The organism is Pseudomonas sp. Pse35 (genome assembly GCF_024519715.1).
GTDB lineage: Bacteria > Pseudomonadota > Gammaproteobacteria > Pseudomonadales > Pseudomonadaceae > Aquipseudomonas > Aquipseudomonas paracarnis.
The window spans coordinates 194,541-216,525 of sequence record NZ_JALJRP010000003.1 but is presented as its reverse complement, the minus strand read 5'-3'; the positions used below and the strand labels follow the sequence as shown (position 1 = coordinate 216,525).

At 61.1% G+C, this 21,985-nt stretch carries 22 protein-coding genes; 11 read left to right on the top strand and 11 right to left on the bottom strand.

Annotation, left to right across the window (positions count from 1 at the left end):
- Window positions 1-17: 17 nt before the first annotated feature.
- The 8 genes from rodA to OC445_RS03245 all read left to right on the top strand — a co-directional run bounded on the left by rodA (window position 18) and on the right by OC445_RS03245 (window position 7,608).
- A complete protein-coding gene (gene rodA / locus OC445_RS03280) occupies window positions 18-1,121 on the top strand; it encodes a rod shape-determining protein RodA (RefSeq protein ID WP_044268991.1) in 1,104 nt (367 codons plus the stop codon).
- 17 nt (window positions 1,122-1,138) lie between these two features.
- Window positions 1,139-2,149: a lytic murein transglycosylase B gene (gene mltB / locus OC445_RS03275; RefSeq protein WP_262019938.1), complete on the top strand. Its 1,011-nt coding sequence runs from the start codon at window positions 1,139-1,141 to the stop codon at window positions 2,147-2,149.
- A complete protein-coding gene (locus OC445_RS03270) occupies window positions 2,149-3,153 on the top strand; it encodes a septal ring lytic transglycosylase RlpA family protein (protein ID WP_262019937.1) in 1,005 nt (334 codons plus the stop codon). The genes mltB and OC445_RS03270 overlap by 1 nt, the downstream gene beginning before the upstream one ends.
- Before the next feature lie 183 nt (window positions 3,154-3,336).
- A complete protein-coding gene (locus OC445_RS03265; protein WP_003194468.1) occupies window positions 3,337-4,494 on the top strand; it encodes a D-alanyl-D-alanine carboxypeptidase family protein in 1,158 nt (385 codons plus the stop codon).
- An 85-nt stretch (window positions 4,495-4,579) separates the two neighbouring features.
- Window positions 4,580-4,861 (top strand): DUF493 domain-containing protein, encoded by a 282-nt coding sequence (locus OC445_RS03260; RefSeq protein ID WP_005791752.1) that lies wholly within the window; start codon window positions 4,580-4,582, stop codon window positions 4,859-4,861.
- A complete protein-coding gene (gene lipB, locus OC445_RS03255; protein WP_034126907.1) occupies window positions 4,861-5,508 on the top strand; it encodes a lipoyl(octanoyl) transferase LipB in 648 nt (215 codons plus the stop codon). The genes OC445_RS03260 and lipB overlap by 1 nt, the downstream gene beginning before the upstream one ends.
- A gap of 25 nt (window positions 5,509-5,533) precedes the next feature.
- The gene (lipA, locus tag OC445_RS03250; RefSeq protein WP_161793230.1) at window positions 5,534-6,535 is read left to right on the top strand and encodes a lipoyl synthase; all 1,002 of its coding nucleotides are present in this window, start codon (window positions 5,534-5,536) and stop codon (window positions 6,533-6,535) included.
- 152 nt (window positions 6,536-6,687) lie between these two features.
- Window positions 6,688-7,608 (top strand): LD-carboxypeptidase, encoded by a 921-nt coding sequence (locus tag OC445_RS03245; protein WP_262019936.1) that lies wholly within the window; start codon window positions 6,688-6,690, stop codon window positions 7,606-7,608.
- A gap of 115 nt (window positions 7,609-7,723) precedes the next feature.
- Here OC445_RS03245 and OC445_RS03240 read toward each other — a convergent pair whose 3' ends face one another.
- From OC445_RS03240 to leuS, 5 genes are all read right to left on the bottom strand, one after another.
- Entirely contained in the window at window positions 7,724-9,049 is a 1,326-nt protein-coding gene (locus OC445_RS03240; protein WP_003194458.1) for a lytic murein transglycosylase, read from the bottom strand.
- Between the two features lie 62 nt (window positions 9,050-9,111).
- Complete coding sequence (gene arfA, locus OC445_RS03235) at window positions 9,112-9,276, bottom strand: alternative ribosome rescue factor ArfA (RefSeq protein ID WP_003176285.1); 165 nt, start codon at window positions 9,274-9,276, stop codon at window positions 9,112-9,114.
- 172 nt (window positions 9,277-9,448) lie between these two features.
- Window positions 9,449-10,486: a DNA polymerase III subunit delta gene (gene holA / locus OC445_RS03230; RefSeq protein WP_003194456.1), complete on the bottom strand. Its 1,038-nt coding sequence runs from the start codon at window positions 10,484-10,486 to the stop codon at window positions 9,449-9,451.
- Between the two features lie 39 nt (window positions 10,487-10,525).
- Window positions 10,526-11,131 carry an LPS assembly lipoprotein LptE gene (lptE, locus tag OC445_RS03225; RefSeq protein WP_014720078.1) on the bottom strand — a complete coding sequence of 202 codons (606 nt, stop codon included), beginning with the start codon at window positions 11,129-11,131 and terminating at the stop codon, window positions 10,526-10,528.
- Window positions 11,132-11,218: 87 nt separating this feature from the next.
- Window positions 11,219-13,825: a leucine--tRNA ligase gene (leuS, locus tag OC445_RS03220; RefSeq protein WP_003194453.1), complete on the bottom strand. Its 2,607-nt coding sequence runs from the start codon at window positions 13,823-13,825 to the stop codon at window positions 11,219-11,221.
- A gap of 261 nt (window positions 13,826-14,086) precedes the next feature.
- On the opposite strand from leuS, the gene OC445_RS03215 reads away from it, so the two are divergent.
- Window positions 14,087-14,392, top strand: coding sequence for a hypothetical protein (locus OC445_RS03215; protein ID WP_034126911.1), 306 nt, complete (start codon window positions 14,087-14,089; stop codon window positions 14,390-14,392).
- A 97-nt stretch (window positions 14,393-14,489) separates the two neighbouring features.
- Window positions 14,490-15,251: a YdcF family protein gene (locus OC445_RS03210; RefSeq protein ID WP_034126912.1), complete on the top strand. Its 762-nt coding sequence runs from the start codon at window positions 14,490-14,492 to the stop codon at window positions 15,249-15,251.
- A 111-nt stretch (window positions 15,252-15,362) separates the two neighbouring features.
- Here OC445_RS03210 and lnt read toward each other — a convergent pair whose 3' ends face one another.
- The 5 genes from lnt to miaB form a co-directional block, all read right to left on the bottom strand.
- Window positions 15,363-16,886, bottom strand: a complete 1,524-nt coding sequence (gene lnt / locus OC445_RS03205) for an apolipoprotein N-acyltransferase (protein ID WP_198790881.1) — start codon at window positions 16,884-16,886, stop codon at window positions 15,363-15,365.
- 8 nt (window positions 16,887-16,894) lie between these two features.
- Entirely contained in the window at window positions 16,895-17,734 is an 840-nt protein-coding gene (locus OC445_RS03200) for an HlyC/CorC family transporter (protein ID WP_003194444.1), read from the bottom strand.
- A 42-nt stretch (window positions 17,735-17,776) separates the two neighbouring features.
- Window positions 17,777-18,235 carry an rRNA maturation RNase YbeY gene (ybeY, locus tag OC445_RS03195; RefSeq protein WP_198790882.1) on the bottom strand — a complete coding sequence of 153 codons (459 nt, stop codon included), beginning with the start codon at window positions 18,233-18,235 and terminating at the stop codon, window positions 17,777-17,779.
- On the bottom strand, window positions 18,228-19,232 hold the full coding sequence (locus OC445_RS03190; RefSeq protein WP_019818064.1) for a PhoH family protein: 1,005 nt from the start codon (window positions 19,230-19,232) through the stop codon (window positions 18,228-18,230). Before OC445_RS03190 ends, ybeY begins: the two co-directional genes overlap by 8 nt.
- Before the next feature lie 230 nt (window positions 19,233-19,462).
- Window positions 19,463-20,791, bottom strand: coding sequence for a tRNA (N6-isopentenyl adenosine(37)-C2)-methylthiotransferase MiaB (gene miaB / locus OC445_RS03185; RefSeq protein ID WP_054896185.1), 1,329 nt, complete (start codon window positions 20,789-20,791; stop codon window positions 19,463-19,465).
- A gap of 130 nt (window positions 20,792-20,921) precedes the next feature.
- Here miaB and OC445_RS03180 point away from each other — a divergent pair, with 130 nt between their 5' ends.
- Window positions 20,922-21,248 (top strand): DUF1820 family protein, encoded by a 327-nt coding sequence (locus tag OC445_RS03180; protein WP_003215457.1) that lies wholly within the window; start codon window positions 20,922-20,924, stop codon window positions 21,246-21,248.
- 127 nt (window positions 21,249-21,375) lie between these two features.
- On the opposite strand, the gene OC445_RS03175 is transcribed toward OC445_RS03180, so the two are convergent.
- Entirely contained in the window at window positions 21,376-21,930 is a 555-nt protein-coding gene (locus tag OC445_RS03175; protein WP_034126914.1) for a tetratricopeptide repeat protein, read from the bottom strand.
- Window positions 21,931-21,985: the final 55 nt, after the last annotated feature.

The window sequence follows — 21,985 nt, the reverse complement described above, 5'->3', positions numbered from 1 at the left end:
TCTCCAGCGAAGATGTGATGCGTCGCCGTGCGACGTTGCTGCAACGCATGCACATTGATGGCCCCCTTCTGATCCTGCTGCTGACCCTGGCGGCCGGCAGCCTTTTTGTACTGTATTCGGCCAGCGGCAAGAACTGGGACCTGCTGATCAAGCAGGCGTCCTCGTTTGGCCTGGGCCTGCTGTCGATGGTGGTGATCGCCCAGTTGGAGCCGCGTTTCATGGCGCGCTGGGTGCCCTTGGGGTATGTCGCCGGCGTGTTGTTGCTGGTGGTGGTGGACGTCATGGGCCACAACGCCATGGGCGCCACACGCTGGATCAACATCCCCGGTGTGATTCGCTTCCAGCCGTCGGAATTCATGAAGATCCTGATGCCCGCCACCATTGCCTGGTACCTCTCCAAGCGCACCTTGCCGCCGCAGCTCAAGCACGTGGCGATCAGCCTGATCCTGATCGGTGTGCCCTTTGTGTTGATCGTGCGCCAGCCGGACCTTGGCACCTCGTTATTGATCCTCGCCGGTGGCGCGTTCGTATTGTTCATGGGCGGCCTGCGCTGGCGCTGGATCCTCAGCGTGCTGGCAGCCGCCGTGCCCGTGGCCGTGGCCATGTGGTTCTTCTTCATGCACGACTACCAGAAGCAACGGATCCTGACGTTCCTCGACCCGGAGAGCGACCCGCTGGGTACTGGCTGGAACATCATCCAATCCAAGGCGGCCATCGGTTCCGGCGGGGTATTTGGCAAGGGATGGTTGCTGGGCACCCAGTCTCACCTGGACTTCTTGCCCGAGAGCCACACCGACTTCATTATCGCGGTGATGGGCGAAGAATTCGGTCTGGTGGGCATTTGCGCGTTGTTGCTGATTTATCTGCTGTTGATTGGTCGCGGCCTGGTGATCACTGCCCAGGCGCAGACGCTGTTCGGCAAATTGCTCGCCGGCAGCCTGACCATGACTTTTTTTGTTTATGTTTTCGTCAACATCGGTATGGTCAGTGGCCTGCTGCCGGTGGTTGGGGTGCCGTTGCCATTCATTAGCTACGGCGGAACTTCGCTGGTGACATTGCTGTCAGCGTTTGGGGTTTTGATGTCGATTCATACGCATCGCAAGTGGATCGCACAGGTTTGAATAAGGTGAAGATGTCAATGCAAGTAATGCGCGGCTGGGCGACTTGGCATGCGACCTGGATGGGCCTGATCGGGCTGCTGGGGGCAACGCAAGAGGCGCAGGCCGGTGACTACGATGGCTCTCCCCAGGTTGCCGAATTTGTCGGTGAGCTGACCCGCGACTACGGTTTTGCCGGTGAGCAACTGATGGGCGTGTTCCGCGAAGCCCAGAAAAAGCAGGCGATCCTCGACGCCATCTCCCGGCCCGCCGAACGCGTCAAGCAGTGGAAGGACTATCGCCCGATGTTCCTCACTGATGCGCGCATCGCCCGCGGCGTGGATTTCTGGCGCCAGCACGAGGCGGTACTGGCCCGCGCCGAGCAGGAGTACGGCGTGCCGGCGCAGGTGATCGTCTCGATCATCGGCATCGAAACCTTCTACGGGCGCAACACCGGCAGCTACCGGGTGATCGACGCCTTGTCGACACTGGGCTTCGATTACCCGCCCCGCGCCGAGTTCTTCCGCAAGGAACTGCGCGAATTCCTGTTGCTGGCCCGCGAAGAGCAGGTCGACCCGCTGAGCCTCAAGGGCTCCTACGCCGGGGCGATGGGCTTGCCGCAGTTCATGCCGAGCAGCTTTCGCGCCTATGCGGTGGATTTCGACGGTGACGGGCACATCAATATCTGGAGCAACCCCGACGATGCCATCGGCAGCGTGGCCAGCTACTTCAAGCGCCACGGTTGGGTCGCCAGGGAGCCGGTGGTTATCCGCGCCGATGTCACGGGCGAGCGCGCCGACGAGGGCCTGACCCAAGGTATCGAACCGGTCAAGACCGTCGGGGAGTTGCGAGCGCTGGGCTGGTCGAGTCAGAATGCGCCACGCGACGACATGCCGGTGACGGCATTCCGCCTGGAAGGCGCAAATGGCCCTGAATACTGGATGGGCCTGAAGAATTTCTACGCAATCACGCGTTATAACCGCAGTGTGATGTACGCCATGGCCGTGCATCAGCTGTCAGATGAGCTGGTTCAAGCACGGGGCAACAAGTAATGCGGGTATCGCCGTTCAAAAAACCGCTCAAGCTGGTGGCGTTCGCCGCGTTGTCCTTGTTGGTAGCCAGTTGCTCCACCACCCCTAACCGTGCGCCGGCCAAGAAGGCGGGCGGTGCGGTGGTCCGTGCCCAGCCGGGCCTGGACATCAACCGCGCGCACAAAGACGGCGCGCCGTGGTGGGATGTGGATGTGTCGAAGATCCCGGACGCCACGCCGACCCTGCACACCGGCCCGTACAAGGCCAACCCCTATACCGTGCTGGGCAAGAATTACTTCCCGCTGCAGGAATCCAAGAGTTACGTGCAGTCGGGCACCGCTTCCTGGTACGGCACCAAGTTCCATGGCCAGAACACCGCCAACGGCGAAGTGTATGACCTGTATGGCATGAGCGCGGCCCACAAGACCCTGCCGCTGCCCAGCTATGTGCGCGTGACCAACCTGGACAACAATCGCACCGTGATCCTGCGGGTCAATGATCGTGGGCCGTTCTATTCGGACCGGATCATCGACTTGTCCTACGCGGCCGCCAAGAAACTCGGTTATGCCGAAACCGGCACCGCACGGGTCAAGGTCGAAGGCATCGATCCGGCGCAGTATTGGGCCCAGCGTGGCAAACCCGCGCCGTTGATGCTCAACGAACCGCCAACCCCGCAACCGCAAGTGACGGCCTCCACCGGCAAGATCGAGCAATGGACCCCGCCACCTGCCCAGCATGCGCCTGATACCGTGGTGGTACCTCACGTGGCAGCGGGCGCCTCCATGGCCGGTGGGCAATACCTGCAGGTCGGCGCTTTCGCCAACCCGGATGCGGCAGAACTGTTAAGGTCCAAGCTCAGCGGCATGGTCAGCGCGCCGGTCTTCATCAGTTCCATCGTGCGTAACCAGCAAACCTTGCACCGTGTACGCATGGGCCCTATCGGCTCGCCGAGCGAAGTGGCACAAGTGCAGAACAGCGTGCGTCTGGCCAATCTGGGGCAACCCAGCGTGGTCACCGCAGAATAAGCAGTAACGGATTGATGGCTCAGACGCGCATGCGCGCTTGAACCCTGGTTGTTGGCTCGTTGAACAATAAAAACCCAGGGGCAAGGGGTGAGCGGGCAACCGAACACGTGACAGTCTGGAAGCGGGCTGTCTGAATAGTTTTGCCCGCGAGGGCAAGTTTCCATAAGCAATTTCGAGAGACGGATGAACATCACCACCTTAGCCAAACGTACGTGCCTGCTTATCTCGCTGATCATCACCCCAGCCGCCTGGGCGGTTGAAATGGTGCCGGCCTCCCCGCAACTGGCCGCCAAGTCGTGGGTCCTCATGGACGCCGCCAGTGGCAACGTGCTGGTCGAAAACGGCGGTGATGTACGCCTGCCGCCTGCCAGCCTGACCAAGCTGATGACTGCCTACATCGCGACCCTGGAAATCCGTCGCGGCCAGATCGGCGAAAACGACCCGGTTACCGTCAGCGAAAACGCCTGGCGTACCGGTGGTTCGCGGATGTTCATCAAGGTGGGTTCGCAAGTCACCGTGAGCGACCTGCTGCACGGCATCATCATCCAGTCCGGTAACGACGCCAGCGTCGCCCTGGCCGAGCACATCGCCGGCAGCGAAGACGCCTTCGCCGACATGATGAACAAAACCGCCGGTGAGCTGGGCATGACCAACAGCCACTTCATGAACCCGACCGGCCTGCCGAACCCAGAGCACTATTCGTCGGCTCATGACATGGCGATCCTGGCGCGCGCCATCATCCGCGTTGACCCGGTGCACTATGCGATCTACTCCCAGAAGGAATTCTTCTGGAACAACATCAAGCAGCCTAACCGCAACCTGTTGCTGTGGCGCGACAAGACCGTCGATGGCCTGAAGACCGGCCACACCGACGAAGCCGGCTACTGCATGGTGTCGTCCGCCGTACGTGATGGCCAGCGCCTGATCGCCGTGGTATTCGGCACCAACAGCGAGCAGGCCCGTGCGGCCGAGACGCAAAAACTGCTGACTTACGGCTTCCGCTTCTTCGAAACCCAGACCTTCTACCAGAAGGGTGCTGAGCTGGCGACCGCGCCGGTGTGGAAGGGCGCGACGTCGCAAGTCAAGGCCGGCCTGGCCGACGACCTGACCCTGACCATGCCTAAAGGCCAGCTGAAAAAGCTCGCCGCCAGCATGACCCTGAACCCGCAATTGGTTGCGCCAATCGCCAAGGGTGATGTGATCGGCAAGGTCGAAGTCAAGCTGGACGACAAGGTGGTGCACAGCGCCGACCTGATCGCGCTGGATGCTGTCGAGGAAGGTGGTATCTTCCGCCGCGTATGGGATAGCATCCGTCTATTCTTCTACGGCTTGTTCAACTGATTGTGTGCACCTGCAAAGCCCCGCGTTGATCCAACGCGGGGCTTTGCCCGTCGCCACGGCTTAGCGCTTACGAGGCTGTTCTGCCATGACCGATAAAGACGTAGAAGTAAAGGCGCCAAAGATCGAATTTCCTGTGACGGATTATCCCGTCAAGGTGATCAGCGATACCGGTGTCGGCCGCAAGGACAAGATTCTCGAGATCGTCAGGAAGCACGCGACGATCAACGACAACCGCGTGGACGAGCGCCAAAGCTCCACCGGCAAGTACACCACGATCCAGTTGCACATCGTTGCGACCGATCAAGACCAGCTCTACAACATCAACAGCGAACTGCGAGCCACCGGCTTCGTGCATATGGTGCTGTGATGTCGCAAGTCCTGGGCTTTCGCGAGCTCGGCCGGATGGCATACGAGCCGGTCTGGCATGCCATGCAGCGCTTTACCAATGAGCGCGGCACTTCGGCCCCGGATGAAATCTGGCTGGTAGAACACCCGCCGGTATTCACCCAGGGCCAGGCCGGCAAGGCCGAACACTTGCTGCTGCCGGGTGATATTCCGGTGGTGCAGGTCGACCGAGGGGGGCAAGTGACTTACCATGGGCCCGGTCAACTGGTGGCTTACCTGCTGCTGGACGTGCGCAAGCTGGGGTTTGGCGTGCGCGACCTGGTCAGCCGCATGGAGACGTGCCTGATCGAGCTGTTGGCCAGTTACGGCGTGACCGCCGTGGCCAAGCCCGATGCACCGGGTGTATACGTGGATGGCGCGAAAATCGCCTCCCTGGGGCTGCGCATTCGCCACGGTTGTTCCTTTCATGGCCTGGCCTTGAATGTGGACATGGACCTGGCGCCGTTCCGACGGATCAACCCGTGCGGTTACGCCGGGCTTGCGATGACCCAGTTGAGTGACCATGCAACATCCATAGAATTTGCCGAGGTAAGTGCCCGGCTGCGCGCGCAGCTCGTCAAACACCTCGACTATGCAGAGCAGACGACCCTGACGGGCGGAATCGATTGATATGACTACTGATGTTGTGCAAACCATGATCCCGACGCTGGACATCACTGAGCGTCCAGCCCCGGCCCCGCGTGCCAAGGTGGAAGCCGGCGTCAAGCTGCGCGGCGCCGAGAAGGTTGCACGCATCCCGGTCAAGATCATCCCGACCACCGAACTGCCGAAGAAACCTGACTGGATTCGCGTGCGCATCCCGGTTTCGCCGGAAGTCGACCGTATCAAGTCGCTGCTGCGCAAACACAAGTTGCACAGCGTATGCGAAGAAGCCTCCTGCCCGAACCTGGGCGAGTGCTTCTCTGGCGGCACCGCCACGTTCATGATCATGGGTGACATCTGCACCCGTCGCTGCCCGTTCTGCGACGTCGGCCACGGCCGTCCGAAGCCGTTGGACGTCAATGAGCCAGAAAGCCTGGCCATCGCCATCGCCGACCTGAAGCTCAAGTATGTGGTGATCACCTCGGTAGACCGCGACGACCTGCGTGACGGTGGTGCCCAGCACTTTGCCGACTGCATCCGCGAGATCCGCAAGCTGTCGCCGAACGTGATGCTTGAAACCCTGGTGCCGGACTACCGTGGCCGTATGGACGTCGCCCTGGACATCACCGCTGCCGAGCCGCCGGATGTGTTCAACCATAACCTGGAAACCGTGCCGCGCCTGTACAAGGCGGCGCGCCCGGGTTCGGACTACCAGTGGTCGCTGACCCTGCTGCAGAAATTCAAGCAGATGATGCCGCACATCCCGACCAAGTCCGGCTTGATGCTGGGCCTGGGTGAAACCGACGAAGAAGTCATCGAAGTCATGAAGCGCATGCGCGAACACGACATCGACATGCTGACCCTGGGCCAGTACCTGCAACCGTCCCGCAGCCACTTGCCGGTGCAGCGCTTCGTGCACCCGGACACCTTCGCCTGGTTCGCCGAGGAAGGCTACAAGATGGGCTTCAAGAACGTAGCCTCGGGCCCGTTGGTGCGGTCTTCGTATCACGCCGATGAGCAGGCCAAGCTGGTCAAGGCGAGCCTGGTTTCGTAAGCCGCTCCAGAATCAATGTGAAATGCGGGCTTGTGTGGGAGCTGGCTTGCCTGCGATAGCATCACCTCGGTGTCACTGATACACCGAGGCGCTTGCATCGCAGGCGAGCCAGCTCCCACATTTCGTTCTGCGTCATATAGGGAGAACCATGGATGACCGCCGCCGTACCTGCACTGCGCCCCGAAGGCACCCTCGGCCTGATCGCCCCCGCCGGCCCCGCCGCGCTGGATGTTGAAAAAGCCCGGCAATGGATGCGTGCCCGTGGCTACGACCTGCACATTTTCCCTGGTGTACACGAGCGCGACGGCTACCTGGCCGGTAGCGATGAAGTGCGCCTGCGCGATTTGCATGCCGCCTTCGCCAACCCCGACATCGATGCCATCCTCTGCCTGCGTGGCGGCTATGGCACGCCCCGTTTGCTGGATGCCGTGGACTTCGACCTGCTACGCGCCAATCCCAAGCCGTTCGTGGGCTACAGCGATATCACCGCCTTGCACTTGGCCATCAACCGCTATGCCGGCTTCGTGACGTTCCACGGGCCCATGCTCAATGCCGACCTGCTCAGTGGCAAACAGCCGCCCACCGAATCCTCCTTGTTCAGCCTGCTGCGTGGCCAACGGGGCGCCGGCAGTGTGCTGCCGCACCCGATGGCCTACCCGCTGACCACAATCGAGCCAGGTGTGGCTTGTGGGCGTTTGCTGGGCGGTAACTTGTCGATGATCGCCGCAGTCATGGGCACGCCGTACGAAATAGACGCTGACGGCATCATCCTGTTTATCGAAGACGTCAACGAACCGCTCTATCGCATCGACCGCCTGCTGACCCACCTGCGCCTGGCTGGCAAGCTGGCTCAAGTCGCTGGCGTGTTGGTAGGGGATGTGGCCGGTGTGGATAGCGCGGCATTGGCGCGTCTGCTGAAGCAGACCTTTGAGCCGCTGTGCATTCCAGTGCTGGCAGGCTGGCGCAGTGGGCATTGCGACCCGAACCTGACATTGCCGATGGGCGCCGTGGTGCGCCTGGATGCGGGGGAGCAGCGGGTGGTGTTGGAGCAGGATGTGGTGTTCAAGGCCTGATCGTTCCCACGCTCTACGTGGGAATGCCTCCAGTGACGCTCTGCGTCACCCTCTTCAGCCGCGGACGCGGAGCGTCCAAGGCAGCGCTCCCACGCAGAGCGTGGGAGCGATCACTTCAGCGGTTCTGCAGCGATTCCAGCAATTTCACCGTCGGATACCCATCCGCCGGCCAGCCCAGCGCCTGCTGTGCAGCCCGAATCGCCTTGCGCGTGTTGGCGCCAATAATCCCGTCGGCATTACCCGCGTCATACCCTTTGGCGCTGAGTGCCGTCTGCAGGTCAATGCGTTGCGAACGGCTCAGTGGCAGCTCATCTTTTGGCCAACTGCCCCGAATCACACCGCCGCCGCCAAATCGCTCCGACAGCAAGCCAACCGCCAGTGCATAGGACGACGAATTGTTGTACTTGAGGATCGCGCGGAAGTTATCCAATACCAGGAATGCCGGGCCACGGTAGCCGGCCGGTAACAGCAGGGCGGCGGACAACTGGTCGACATTGGCCGGCAGGCTCACGCCAGGGGGAAGTTGGATGCCCAGTTGCAGCCATTGCGCCACGGTCTTGCGCACGCCGCCATCGGCCAGGCTGTAGTCGAAGCCAGACGGCAGCGGCTGCACTTCAACGCCCCATGGCTGGCCTTTCTGCCAGCCGGAGCTTTGCAGGTAATGCGCCGTGGAGGCGAGGGCGTCGGACGGGCTGTTCCAGATATCGCGGCGACCGTCACCGTCGAAGTCCACGGCATGGGTGTTGTAGGTGGTCGGGATGAACTGGGTCTGGCCCATCGCCCCGGCCCAGGAACCTTTCATCTGGTCGGCCTGAATATCGCCATGCTGGATGATCTGCAGCGCTGCCAGCAACTGCGCTTGCGCAAAGGCCGGACGACGTCCTTCATAGGCCAGGGTGGCCAGGGAGCGGATCACCGAGTTATTGCCCTGGAAAGCGCCGAAGTTGCTCTCCATGCCCCACACCGAGACCAGCGCCTGGCGGTCGACGCCATAGCGTTGCTCGATGCTTTGCAGAATATCGGCGTACTTGACCAGCAGTGCCTGGCCATTGCGCACGCGCACCGGCGACAGTGCACCGTCGAGGTATTCCCACACCGGGCGAGAAAATTCCGGTTGGCTGCGGTCGGCGCGAATCACCGCCATATCAGGGGTGACGCCGGCAAAAGCGTTATCGAACACGGCCGCAGTGATCCCGGCTTGCAGCGCTTGAGCACGGAAGCCAGCTTGCCATTCGGCAAAGGTCTGGGTCGGCTGGATATCGAGATTGTCCACCGCCAACGGGGCCACCACGGCAGGCGCGATAGCCGGGGCCGTCTGGAGCTTGGGCAGGGGTTGAGCGTCCGCAGCGGTAGGTTTTTCGGCGCAGGCGACGAGCAGAATGAGGCTGGAGGCAGCGATCAATTGGCGTAGGTGCCAATGACGAGAAAGACGAGAGGGCATGCACAGGTCCAGGGGGTTACAAATCAGGTACAGACCTTATCATGCCAGAGGGGCGCTTGCCTTCAGGCAGCCAGAAAGTAAGAAGCCTCCCAGCTATTAGACTGGAAGGCTTCGCGGCGGTAGCTGCCTTTGCCCTTGCCGGCGCGTTCCTGACGGCTGCGGAACAAGGGCTGGGCGATGATGGATTTGGCCTTGTTGGGGCCATGCTTGGATGGCTTTTTGCTCATGGTGGATTCTCTCGCTTGGGGTGGAATGCAGCGGTGCAAATCATCTGCCGAAGTGGGCCGGCTGTAAAGCCCGTCGATAGGTGGGAAATGTTGCAAATAGGCAGTGGGCAGAGTCAATGTGGGAGCTGGCAAGCCAGCTCCCACAGGGTTTTGTGCCGTTGTACAGAGGTGGTTATTCGGCAGGCAACGCCAGGCGCTGGCCGGCCATCAACAGCGACAGACGGCTCAGGCTCATCCACGGCGAGCCGGCCGCCTGGCCTTTGATCTGTGCATCGATGCGCTGCGCTTCCAGCAACAGTTGCGCCCAGCGTTGCGCCGAGTGCCGTTGCAGGGCTTTGCTCATCAGGGGTTTGCGCTTGTCCCACACCGGTGGCCGGGCCTGGCTGAAGCATTTGTCCAGCGGTGTGCCCTGGCTGTATTGCAGCGCAATGTTCGCCAACACGCGCAGCTCACGGGCCAGGGCCCAGAGAATCACCGGTGGTTCCACCCCTTCGCCGCGCAGGCCTTCAAGCATGCGCAGGGCGTGGGCGGGTTCGCCGTTGAGGATGGCGTCCACCAGGCCGAACACATCAAAGCGCGCGCTATCGGCCACTGCGCCTTGCACGGTTTCGACGGTGATCTGCCCGTCTTCAGCCATCAGCTTGAGCTTTTCGATCTCCTGGGCGGCGGCAAGCAGGTTGCCCTCGACCCGAGCGGCGATCAGCTCCACGGCATCCTGTGTCGCAGCGAGCCCTGATTGCGACAGGCGCTGACGAATCCACTGCGGCAACTGGTTGCTGTCCACCGGCCAGATCTGGATGAACTGAGTCTGTGGACCTTCAACCAGAGCCTTGCCCCATTTGGTTTTCTGCGCGCTGCCGTCGAGCTTGGGCAGGCTGACCAGCAACACGGTGTCTTCGGCGGGGCGCGAGCAGTATTCCATCAGGGCCGCCGCGCCTTTATCGCCCGGCTTGCCCGAGGGCAGGCGCAGTTCCAGCAGGCGTTTCTCGGCAAACAGCGACATGCTCGCGCCAGCTTGCAGCAGCGTGCCCCAGTCGAAACTGGCGTCGGCGCTGAACACCTGGCGTTCATCGAAGCCTTGTTGGCGTGCGGCGGTGCGAATAGCGTCGGCCGCTTCCTGGCACAGCAGCGGGTCATCACCGCTGACGATATAGACAGGCGCAAGGCCACCTTGCAGGTGCTTGGCGAGTTGGGCGGGGGCAAGTTTCATAGGCGGGGCGAACGGGGCGCCAGGGGCGCCCCGTCTGGCTTACTCGACAGGGACTTCAACAGGCGACTGTTTCGGTGTGTTGTCTTCATATTCCTGCGCGGCTTTCAGGGCGTCGGCGTCAGCCTTGGCCTTGTTGTCGGCCACTTGCTGCAGCTCAGCCAGTTTTTCCGGCGTGAGCATTTGCAGGCGAGTCATCATGCGCTGGATCAGCTCACGACGCATTTCCTTGCGCACCTGGATGGTCTCGGAGTCCGAACCCACCAGGTTGTTGCCATCGTGGCTCACCACTTTCTGCACCTGGATCTTGTCACCCATCAACGGCAACTGATCACGGCCTTGTATTTCGAACATCAGCGCTGTGTTCAACTCGACGTCGGACGCACGGCCAGCACTGGCGTAGCTGATATTGCGCTGGGTTTCTCGCTCATCCGTCAGGATCAGTTTGTAGGTTGCGCCGTTGTACACGTGCACACCGCTGTTTTCCAGGGTCTGGCGCAGCTGGGTGACGGTTTCGCCGTAGGCGTTGCGGGCGCTGACGTCGAGTTCCTTGAGCGACAGCTCATTGGTGCCGGTGCCGCGCAGCTGGAAGCCGCAAGCGCTCAACAGCACGGCAAGGCCCATAACCAGCAGATTGCGTTTGATCATTTTGTTGCTCCCCTTGAAACCAGGTGGGCCTTATCGGGCCCTAAAGGTTTAGTTCGGCGCGGGGCCAAGCCCCGCGCCCGATCCGATTTAGCTGGCGACGATATTGACCAGTTTTCCGGGCACCACGATCACCTTGCGGATGGTCAGGCCTTCGGTAAAGCGCAGCACGTTCTCATTGATACGTGCAGCTGCTTCAACCTCTTCACGGCTGGCGCTGGCCGGCATGTCGATCTGGCCACGCAGTTTACCGTTAACCTGGATGACCAGTTGCAGCGTGTCCTGTACCAGGGCGCTGTCATCCTGCACCGGCCAGGCGGCATCGATGACGGCCCCGCTGTGGCCTAGACGGCTCCACAGTTCATGGCTGATATGCGGCGTGATCGGCGCGAGCAACAGGGTAACTGTTTCCAGGCCTTCCTGGATCAGCGCACGGTCTTGTTCGGTCGCCTGCGAGGCTTTTTCCAGCACGTTCATCAGCGTCATCACCTGGGCGATGGCGGTGTTGAATTTGTGGTTCTGCCCGACGTCCTGGCTGGCCTGGCGGATAGCCAGGTGGATGCTGCGGCGAACGGCTTTCTGCTCGTCGTTCAACGCGCCGATATCCAGCTTGCCCGGCAGGCCCTGGCTGACATGAGCGTGGGCCAGGCGCCAGACACGCTTGAGGAAACGATGCGAGCCTTCGACGCCCGAGTCGGACCATTCGGCGCTCATGTCAGGCGGCGAGGCGAACATCATGAACAGGCGGCAGGTGTCGGCGCCGAACTGATCGATCATCGACTGTGGGTCGACGCCGTTGTTCTTGGACTTGGCCATCTTCTCGGTGCCACCGATTTCCACCGGCAGGCCGTCGGCTTTCAACTTGGCGCTGATGACCTTGGCCTTGCTGTCACGTTCAAGCTCGACATCCGCCGGGTTGAACCAGGTGTAGGCGCCATTGGCTTCGCGGCGATAGTAAGTGTCGGCGATCACCATGCCCTGGGTCAGCAGGTTCTTGAATGGCTCATCGGAGCTCACCAGGCCTTCGTCACGCATCAGCTTGTGGAAGAAGCGCGCGTACAGCAGGTGGAGGATGGCGTGTTCGATGCCACCGATGTACTGATCCACTGGCAACCAATGGTCGGCTGCGGATTTCTCCACCAGGCCGCCTTCATAGTGCGGCGAGGCATAACGAGCGTAATACCACGAGGATTCGACGAAGGTGTCCATGGTGTCGGTTTCACGCTTGGCCGGCGCGCCGCATTTAGGGCAGCTGCACTCGTAGAACTCGGGCATGCGCGCCAACGGCGAGCCAGCACCATCCGGCACCACGTCTTCTGGCAGCACGACCGGCAATTGGTCTTCCGGTACCGGCACGTCACCGCAGGTTTGGCAGTGGATGATCGGGATCGGGCAACCCCAGTAGCGCTGGCGGCTGATGCCCCAGTCACGCAGACGGAACTGGGTGCGCGAGGCACCGAGGTTTTTCTTGATCAGGGCCACTTCCATGGCGTCGAACGCGCCCTGGAAGTCCAGGCCGTCGAATTCGCCGGAGTTGATTAGCGTGCCGTGCTCACCGTAGGCGTCTTGCCACGGAGCGGGGTTGGTATCACCCGAGCTGGTGCGCACGACCGACTTGATCGGCAGGCTGTACTTGGTGGCGAATTCGAAATCGCGCTCGTCGTGGGCCGGCACGGCCATGACGGCGCCATCGCCGTAGTGCATCAATACGTAGTTGGCGACCCAAACCGGCAGTTTCTCGCCGGTCAACGGGTGCTCGACGAACAGGCCGGTTGGCAGGCCTTTTTTCTCCTGGGTGGCGACATCGGCTTCGGCCACGCTGCCGCCTTTGCATTCAGCGATGAACGCCTGCAGCTCAGGGTTGTTCTGTGCGGCCTGGGTGGCCAGCGGGTGTTCGGCGGCCACGGCGACGTAGGTCGCGCCCATCAGGGTGTCGGGGCGGGTGGTGAACACCTTGAGTGCGCCGGCTTCGCCGATGGAGTCGACGTTGTACGGGAACTGCACTTCCATGCCCTTGGATTTGCCGATCCAGTTGCGCTGCATGGTCTTGACCTGTTCAGGCCAGCCCGGCAGATCGTCAAGACTCGACAACAGTTCATCCGCGTAGGCGGTGATCTTGAAGTAGTACATCGGGATTTCGCGCTTTTCGATCAGCGCGCCGGAACGCCAGCCGCGACCGTCGATGACCTGTTCGTTGGCCAGTACGGTCTGGTCGATCGGGTCCCAGTTCACGGTGCCGCTTTTTTTGTAGATCACACCTTTTTCGAACAGGCGCGTGAACAGCCATTGTTCCCAACGGTAGTAATCCGGCTTGCAGGTGGTGACCTCGCGGGACCAGTCCACCGCCAGGCCCAGGCTGCGCAACTGGGTCTTCATGTAGGCGATGTTTTCGTAGGTCCACTTGGCGGGCGCCACGTTGTTTTTCATCGCGGCGTTTTCTGCCGGCATGCCGAAGGCGTCCCAACCCATGGGTTGCAGCACGTTCTTGCCGAGCATGCGCTGGTAGCGCGAAATCACGTCGCCGATGGTGTAGTTGCGCACGTGCCCCATGTGTAGCTTGCCGCTGGGGTAAGGGAACATCGATAGGCAGTAGTAAGTCTCCTTGCCTGGCTGTTCACTGACTTCAAAGGACTTTTGCTCGTCCCAGAAGGTTTGGGCGGCATTTTCTATTTCACGGGGCTGATATTGTTCGTGCATGGCTACTTTTGAACTGGATAGGGGTGGCCTAATCCTCTTCGGTGCACTGTCCGGGTTGTTCGACACCAAGAAGCGGCGCGTCCGTGCCCAAACCCTGCGGGAAGTGGAGTTACAGGAAGCGCCGTAGCATACATGACCCCACTCTATCGAGGGAAACCCTGATTGCGCGCCAAGGGCCGTCTGTCGCGGCACCGGGCAGGCGCAGCAACGGGGGCTACGCTGTTTAGTGGGGAGCAAGTATTTCTTCAATGAGGTGAGGGGATGGTTGAATCGCAGCGAACTTTAACGAAACCGCAGTTGTATGAAGGATTGATCGACCGTTTGGGTCGGGCATTGGACGCCGCAAGAACCGCAGGCCGATTGCGTGATGAACGGCCTCTGGAGCTGGAGTTGCGAGGCTTGAGCCTGGCGGAGCTTGAATTGATCAAGAACTATCTGGCGTTGAATCACGACCGCGCCTCCCATGGGCAGGCTTCCCCGCCCGCTCATTCGGCCAAGGTCATCTGGCTCAAAGACCTGGCGACCGGCCGCGGGCCAGAGAACTTCCGCTCCGTGCGGTGCAAGTGAGCCCCGTGTTATCCGTTAGCGTTATCAAAATGTTGTCGGTAAGGATTGTTGCAAAACCCCGATGCATCTAGGCTTCGGGCATCTTTGGAGATGCCCGATGCCTTTTCGTTATTTCATTAAACAACTGTTGTTGCCGCCCGGTATTTTTCTGCTGTTGTTGGCGTGTGCCTGGTGGTTTCGCCGCAGCCGTCCGCGCCTGGCGGGCTTGTGCTTTGCCCTCGGGCTGGGCGGAATGTGGTTGATCAGCCTGCCAGTGATGGTGCAATGGGGCGCCCGTGCCCTGGAGACAGAGCCGCCTTTGGCCCGGGAAGACTGGGCCACCCTGGCCCAGCGTGCCGATGCGATTGTGGTGCTGGGCTCGGGGCGCGAGCGTGGAGATATTGCGTGGGGCAGCGACCAGCCCACCGGTATTGGCCTGGAACGTGAGCGTTTTGCCGCGCGGCTGGCCAAGGCATCCGGTTTGCCAGTGCTGACCAGCGGCGGCTTGCACTACGGCACGCCGCCCAGTGAGGCCGAGCTGATGGCCGTGTCGATGCAGGATGACTTCGGTGTCACCGTGCGCTGGAAAGAAGAGCGCAGCCGTACTACCTGGGAAAACGCCCAGATGAGCGCCGAGATTTTGTTGCCGCAAGGCATCAAGCGTGTAGTGGTAGTGACCCAGGCCTGGCACATGCCGCGTTCGGTGTGGAGTTTTGAAAAGGCCGGCTTCACCGTGGTGCCGGGGCCGGTGGGCTTTTTGGGTGTGGACCATGGCCGACCGCTGGGTGGCTGGATGCCGGAGGTCAAGGCGGTGTGGCAAAGCGGGCAGTTGATCAATGAAGCGGTGGGGCAGGTGGGGTATCGGTTGTTCTACCGATAGGTGCAACACAGGAGATCAAATGTAGGAGCTGGCTTGCCTGCGATGGCGGTGGGTCAGTGAGCACTCAGGGCACTGATACACCGCCATCGCAGGCAAGCCAGCTCCCACAGGTCAGACCGTTTTGGCCATCCGAGCCGCCAACAGCGCCCAGCCAAAGAGCAGCACACACACAATGATCAACGGCCACGAACGCCATCGCAGGTACGGCGTGAGGTTATGCATCGGCACCACCTCCCCATAGAGAATGCCACGCTCGAACTGCGGGATCTGCGCGGTGATCTGCCCAAACGGGTTGATCAGCCCGGTCACGCCGTTGTTGGTGGCGCGGATCATCCAGCGGCCAGCCTCCAGCGCACGCATTTGCGCCATTTGCAGGTGCTGCAGCGGGCCGATGGAGCGGCCGAACCAGGTGTCGTTGCTGATAGTCAGCAGCAGGTCGCTCTGGGCCGACAGGCCGGCGGCGAATTCGGGGTACACCACTTCATAGCAAATGAACGGCGCAATCTGATAACCCTTGGCCTGCAGCATGGCCTGGTCAGAAGGGCCGCGGGCGAAGTCCGACATGGGCAGGTCGAAGAAGGCAATCAGCCCGCGCAGCATGTCCTGCAGCGGAACGTACTCGCCAAACGGCACCAGTTTTTGCTTGAGGTAGGTGCCGTCGCCTTCGCCGACCACGGTGATGCCGTTGAAGTAGCGCTTCTGGTGGTGCACTTCCTGGCGAATCGGTACCCCGGTGATCAGCGCACTGTCCCGGTCGGCGGCAAACTTGCCCATCATGCCCAGGTAGCCCTCCACGGATTCCTTGAGCACCGGCACGGCAGTTTCCGGCCAGACCAGCAGGTCGACGCGCTTGGAACTCAGGCTCATGTCGCGGTACAGCGCCAACTGTGCATTGAGCTGGTCCGGGTCCCACTTCATGCTTTGCTCGACGTTGCCCTGAATCGCAGCCACGCTCAGGGGCGCACCAGACGGCGATGTCCAGGCGTGATGCTTGAGTGCCAGGCCAATCGCCCAGGGCGCAACCAGCAATAACAGGCCCGCGCCGATGAAGGCATTGCGCTTGGTGGCCAGCAGGCGCGGCAGGTTGCACAGCAATGCGGCAGTGAGTGCGAGGGCGAAGGAAATCAGCCACATCCCACCCAATGGCGCGAGGCCGGTCAATGGCCCATCGAGTTGACTGTAACCGGAGTACAACCACGGGAAACCGGTAAGGAACCAGCCACGAAAGGCTTCCTGGCCGACCCACAACGCGGCGAACGTCAATGCATCCGCCAGTGGTGCTTCGTTACGGCGCAACCAGCGCGCCCATAGCCAGGCGGGCAGGGCAAAGAACCAGGCGATGGCGGCGGTGAACAGCAGCATCAGGAACCCCGCCAGCAGCACCGAAGCGCCGCCGAAGTGGTGGATGCTGTAGTAGATCCAACTGGTGCCGGCACCAAACAGGCCGAAGCCGAAACACCAGCCACGGCCCAGGGCCTGGCGGGGTGTCAGCTCCCGCAGGCCGATATAGAACAGGCCGACCGCTACCAGCGCCAACGGCCAGATATCGAACGGCGCCAGCGCCAGGGTTGTGATGGCGCCGGCCACCACGGCCAGCAAATTACCGGGCCAGCCGGGTGAGGTGAGACGGCGCATGTCAGTCCTTAGCGGGCGATGGGTGTCAGGCGGATCAGATGGATACGACGGCTATCAGCATTCAGGATGCGGAAGCGATAGGCGCCGATCTCGGTGGTTTCATTACGCTTGGGCAGGTGCCCGAACGCACTCATCACCAGGCCGCCGACGGTGTCGAACTCATCATCCGAAAACTCGCTGTCGAAGAACTCGTTGAAGTTCTCGATGGGCGTCAGCGCCTTGATCAGGAAGTCACCGCTGGGCAGCGGCTTGATGTAGCTGTCTTCTTCGACGTCGTGCTCGTCTTCGATGTCGCCGACGATCTGCTCCAGCACGTCCTCGATGGTGACCAGGCCGGCCACGCCGCCGTATTCGTCAATCACAATGGCCATGTGATTGTGGTTGGCGCGAAACTCGCGCAGCAGCACATTCAGGCGCTTGGACTCCGGCACGAAGGTGGCCGGGCGCAGCAGATCCTTGATGTTGAAGCTGTCGCCATTCTCCTTGAGGATCAACGGCAGCAGGTCCTTGGCCAGCAGGACACCCATGACGTCGTCATGGCTTTCACCGATCACCGGATAGCGCGAATGCGCCGAGTCGATCACGGCCGGGAGGAATTCCCGTGGGGTCTGGGTCGCCTTGATGCTGATCATCTGCGAGCGCGGGACCATGATGTCACGTACTTGCAGGTCAGCCACCTGGATGGCGCCCTCGACGATGGCCAGCGCTTCGCTGTCCAGCAACTTGTTCTGGTGTGCATCGCGCAGCAGCTCCAAGAGCTCCTGGCGGTTTTTCGGCTCGTGGGCAAAAGCCTGGGTCAGTTTACCCAGCCATGACTTCTGCCCGTTGCTCGATCGGTCTTCGCTCATAGCGATTACTCTAAATCCTTTGATATGACAGTTGAGTGTTGATCAGCTTTCGTCGTCTGCATATGGATCGCGGTGACCCAGTTCTGCAAGCAACGATCGTTCCAGTGCTTCCATTTCCTCGGCTTCGTCATCGTCTATATGGTCGTAACCCAAGAGATGCAAGCAGCCGTGGATGACTAGATGGGCCCAATGGGCCTCAAGTTCCTTGCCTTGTTCCGCCGCTTCTCGCTCGACCACCGCGACGCAGATCACCAGGTCGCCCAGCAGCGGGATATCCAGCAATTCGTCGGGCACGTCGGCGGGGAAGGACAGCACGTTGGTCGCGTAGTCTTTCTGGCGCCAGGTGTGGTTCAGCTCACGGCCTTCGGCCTCGTCCACCAGACGAATGGTCAGCTCCGAGTCAGCGGTGCGCTGGCGCAAAGCCAGTTCACACCATTGGCGGAACTGGGCTTCGCTGGGGGCGGGCGCGTCGGTGGCCAGTTGCAGGTCTAGCTCAAGCATCGTGGCGAGCGTCCTTGGCGGGCGCGTCGTCGCGGTGTTCGAAACGCTCATAGGCTTCGACAATGCGCTGCACCAGCGGGTGGCGCACCACGTCCTTGGGCATGAAGTGCGTGAAGCTGATACCCGGCACGTCCTTGAGCACCTCTATCACCTGGCCCAGGCCCGACTTGGTGCCCTTGGGCAGGTCGACCTGGGTGATGTCGCCCGTGATCACGGCAGTGGAGCCGAAACCGATACGGGTGAGGAACATCTTCATTTGCTCGACGGTGGTGTTCTGGCTTTCGTCGAGAATGATGAAGCTGTTGTTGAGCGTACGGCCACGCATGTAGGCCAGCGGGGCGATCTCGATCACCTGGCGCTCGATCAGCTTGGCCACGTATTCAAAACCGAGCATCTCGTACAGCGCGTCGTAGAGCGGGCGCAGGTACGGGTCGATCTTCTGGGCCAGGTCGCCGGGCAGGAAACCGAGCTTTTCGCCGGCCTCGACCGCTGGGCGCACCAGCAGGATGCGCCGCACTTGCTCGCGCTCCAGGGCGTCGACGGCGCAGGCCACTGCGAGGTAGGTCTTGCCGGTACCGGCCGGGCCGATGCCGAAGTTGATGTCGTTGCCCAGGATTTCCTTGACGTACTTCTGCTGATTCAAGCCGCGTGGGCGAATCATGCCTTTTTTGGTACGCAAGGCCACGCTGGCTTCGGCCACCGGGTTATTGGCCAGGTCTTCCACAGCCGACTCCTGCAGGTACAGGTGCACGGTCTCCGGCGACAGCTCGCTACCCTTGGTTTCGCGGTAGAGACGGCGCAGCAGGTTTTCTGCAGACGTGGTGTGTTGGGGTTCACCAATGAGCTCGAACTGATTGCCGCGGTTGCGGATCTCGATGCTCAGGCGTTGTTCGATCAGGCGCAGGTGCTCGTCGAACTGTCCGCACAGGTTGGCGAAACGGCGAGCCTCAAAAGGCTCGAGGATAAAACGATGGGGTTCTGCTATGGGTGCGTTCAAGGTTGCTTTTAGCCGCCCTTTGGCTGATGAGGTGAGAGAGAGAATAACGCCAGGCGCTGGTGTGCGAAAGCACTTAAATAGCCTGGCCCCACTCTCGATAACCCTGAAGAACCCCTGTGGGAGCTGGCTTGCCTGCGATAGCGGTGGGTCAGTTGGCACATTGGGCACTGATACATCGCTATCGCAGGCAAGCCAGCTCCCACATTTTGATCTTCATCCGGTCAGCGAGATCAGTTGATCAACGAGCCACGCAACGAGTGTGGCTGCGCCGCATCAATGTGCACATCGGCAAACTGGCCGATCAGCGTGGGATTGTCACAGCGGAAGTTGACGATTCGGTTGTTCTCGGTACGACCCTGCAATTCACCCGGGTCTTTCTTCGAATAATCGGTCACCAGAATGCGCTGGATCGAACCGACCATTTGTCGGCTGATTTCGAAGCCCTGCTGATTGAGGCGATGTTGCAGCGCGTTCAAACGCTCTTTTTTCAACGCCTCCGGGGTTTCATCCAGCAGGTCGGCAGCCGGAGTGCCTGGGCGCTGGCTGTAGACGAACGAGTAGGAGAAGTCGAAACCCACGTCTTCGATCAGCTTCATGGTCTGCTGGAAGTCTTTCTCGGTTTCGCCCGGGAAGCCGACGATAAAGTCCGAGCTGATGCAGATGCCCGGCACGGCAGCGCGCAGTTTGCGCAGTTTGGATTTGTATTCCAGCGCGGTGTGGTTGCGCTTCATCGCCGACAAAATGCGGTCCGAACCCGATTGCACCGGCAAGTGCAGGTGCTTGACCAGCTCTGGTACTTCGGCGTGGGCCTGGATCAGGCTGTCGGAAAACTCCAGCGGGTGCGAGGTGGTGTAGCGGATGCGCTCGATGCCATCGACGGCGGCGACCACGCGGATCAATTCCGCCAGGTCGGCCAGGCGGCCGTCATCGGTCTGGCCACGGTAGCCGTTGACGTTCTGGCCCAGCAGGGTCACTTCGCGCACGCCGTTTTCAGCCAGGTGGATGATTTCCGCCAGCACATCGTCAAACGGCCGGCTGACTTCTTCGCCACGGGTGTAAGGCACCACGCAGAAGGTGCAGTACTTGCTGCAGCCTTCCATCACCGACACATAGGCGCTCGGCCCATCGATGCGCGGTTCGGGCAGATGGTCGAATTTTTCGATTTCGGGGAACGACACGTCAACCTGCGGCAGCTTGGTGATACGTGCGGCGTCGATCATCTCTGGCAGACGGTGCAGGGTTTGCGGGCCGAACACCACATCGACATAGGGCGCGCGGTCGCGGATCGCAGCGCCTTCCTGGCTGGCCACGCACCCGCCGACGGCGATCACCATGTCCGGGTTGGCCAGTTTCAATTCGCGCCAGCGGCCCAGCTGCGAATACACACGGTCCTGGGCCCGCTCGCGGATCGAGCAGGTATTGAGCAAAATCACGTCGGCATCTTCGGCGCGGGCAGTGACTTCCAGGGCCTGGTGTTCGCCCAGCAAGTCGACCATGCGCGAGCTGTCGTACTCGTTCATCTGGCAACCGTGGGTTTCGATGTAAAGCTTCTTGGCCATGGGAATCGTCAACTGGTGGTAAAGAACCGCGCATTATAGGGGGCATGCCCATTGGTTCCTAGCGCTGTGCATCGGGTGCCATGCTATAGTTCGCGCCCTCTTTTATATCCCCATGTGTTGTTCGCCCACCATGACCAAACGTGAAGCTCCAATCTATAAGGTGATTTTCCTCAACCAGGGCCAGGTGTTCGAAATGTACGCCAAGCAGATCTATCAAAGTGATCTGTGGGGCTTCCTGGAGGTGGAAGAGTTCGTCTTTGGCGAGCGCACCCAGTTGGTGGTCGATCCGGGCGAAGAAAAGCTCAAGGCCCAGTTCGAAGGGGTAGTGCGCAGCTTTGTGCCCATGCATTCGATTGTGCGCATCGATGAAGTCGAGCGCTTGGGGACGCCGAAGATCAGTGAAGCTCGGGGCATGAGCAATGTGATGCCGTTTCCGATGCCGATGCCTGAGAAGTAGGGCTTTAGACCGAGGGGGGGTCTATCGCAGGCAAGCCAGCTCCCACACTCGACCGCGTTTCAATGCTGGAATGCAGTCACTGTGGGAGCTGGCTTGCCTGCGATAGCGATGTAAGGTCTACAAAAAATCACGGAAGGGGTGAGAACGGCGAACGCCCATCAGCACTCTGCAATTCCTGCAGGTAGTTGCGGAAAATCTGCCCCAGCACCTGGGTTGCCACTTCCAGTTCATCGCGCTGCATGTGCTCGGCGACTTCGTCGGCAGTGTCCAGTGCGTCTTCGGCGCCGTTGACCGCGGCCATTTTCAGCACGATGTACGCCTGGACGTTGTTGGCCGGCACGCCTTCGCCTTTGAAGAACATGTTGCCCAACTGGTATTGCGCCTGGGCGTGGCCCTGCAACGAGGCTTTCTCGAAGTAGCTCAACGCTTTGTTGAGGTCAACGGCCGGGTTCTTGCTGTCGTGGTAGTACTCGCCCAACTCGTATTGTGCTTGCGCATCCCCTTCCTCGGCCTGTTTCTGGCACGCGCTCAGGGCTTCGGCCTGGCTCTCTGGCTGGGTATTGAGGGTGCAACGACCCATCGCTGGGATTAACAACGAGTTGCCGCCAGCCTGGGCATGTGCCAGTAGCGGTTGAAGGAGCAACAGGCAGCCCAGAACCAGGGTGCGGCCGGTGCGTTTCATGGGAATCGACTTACCTCTGACGGGGCGCGCGGACCCTCGAGGGAGTCCAATAAGC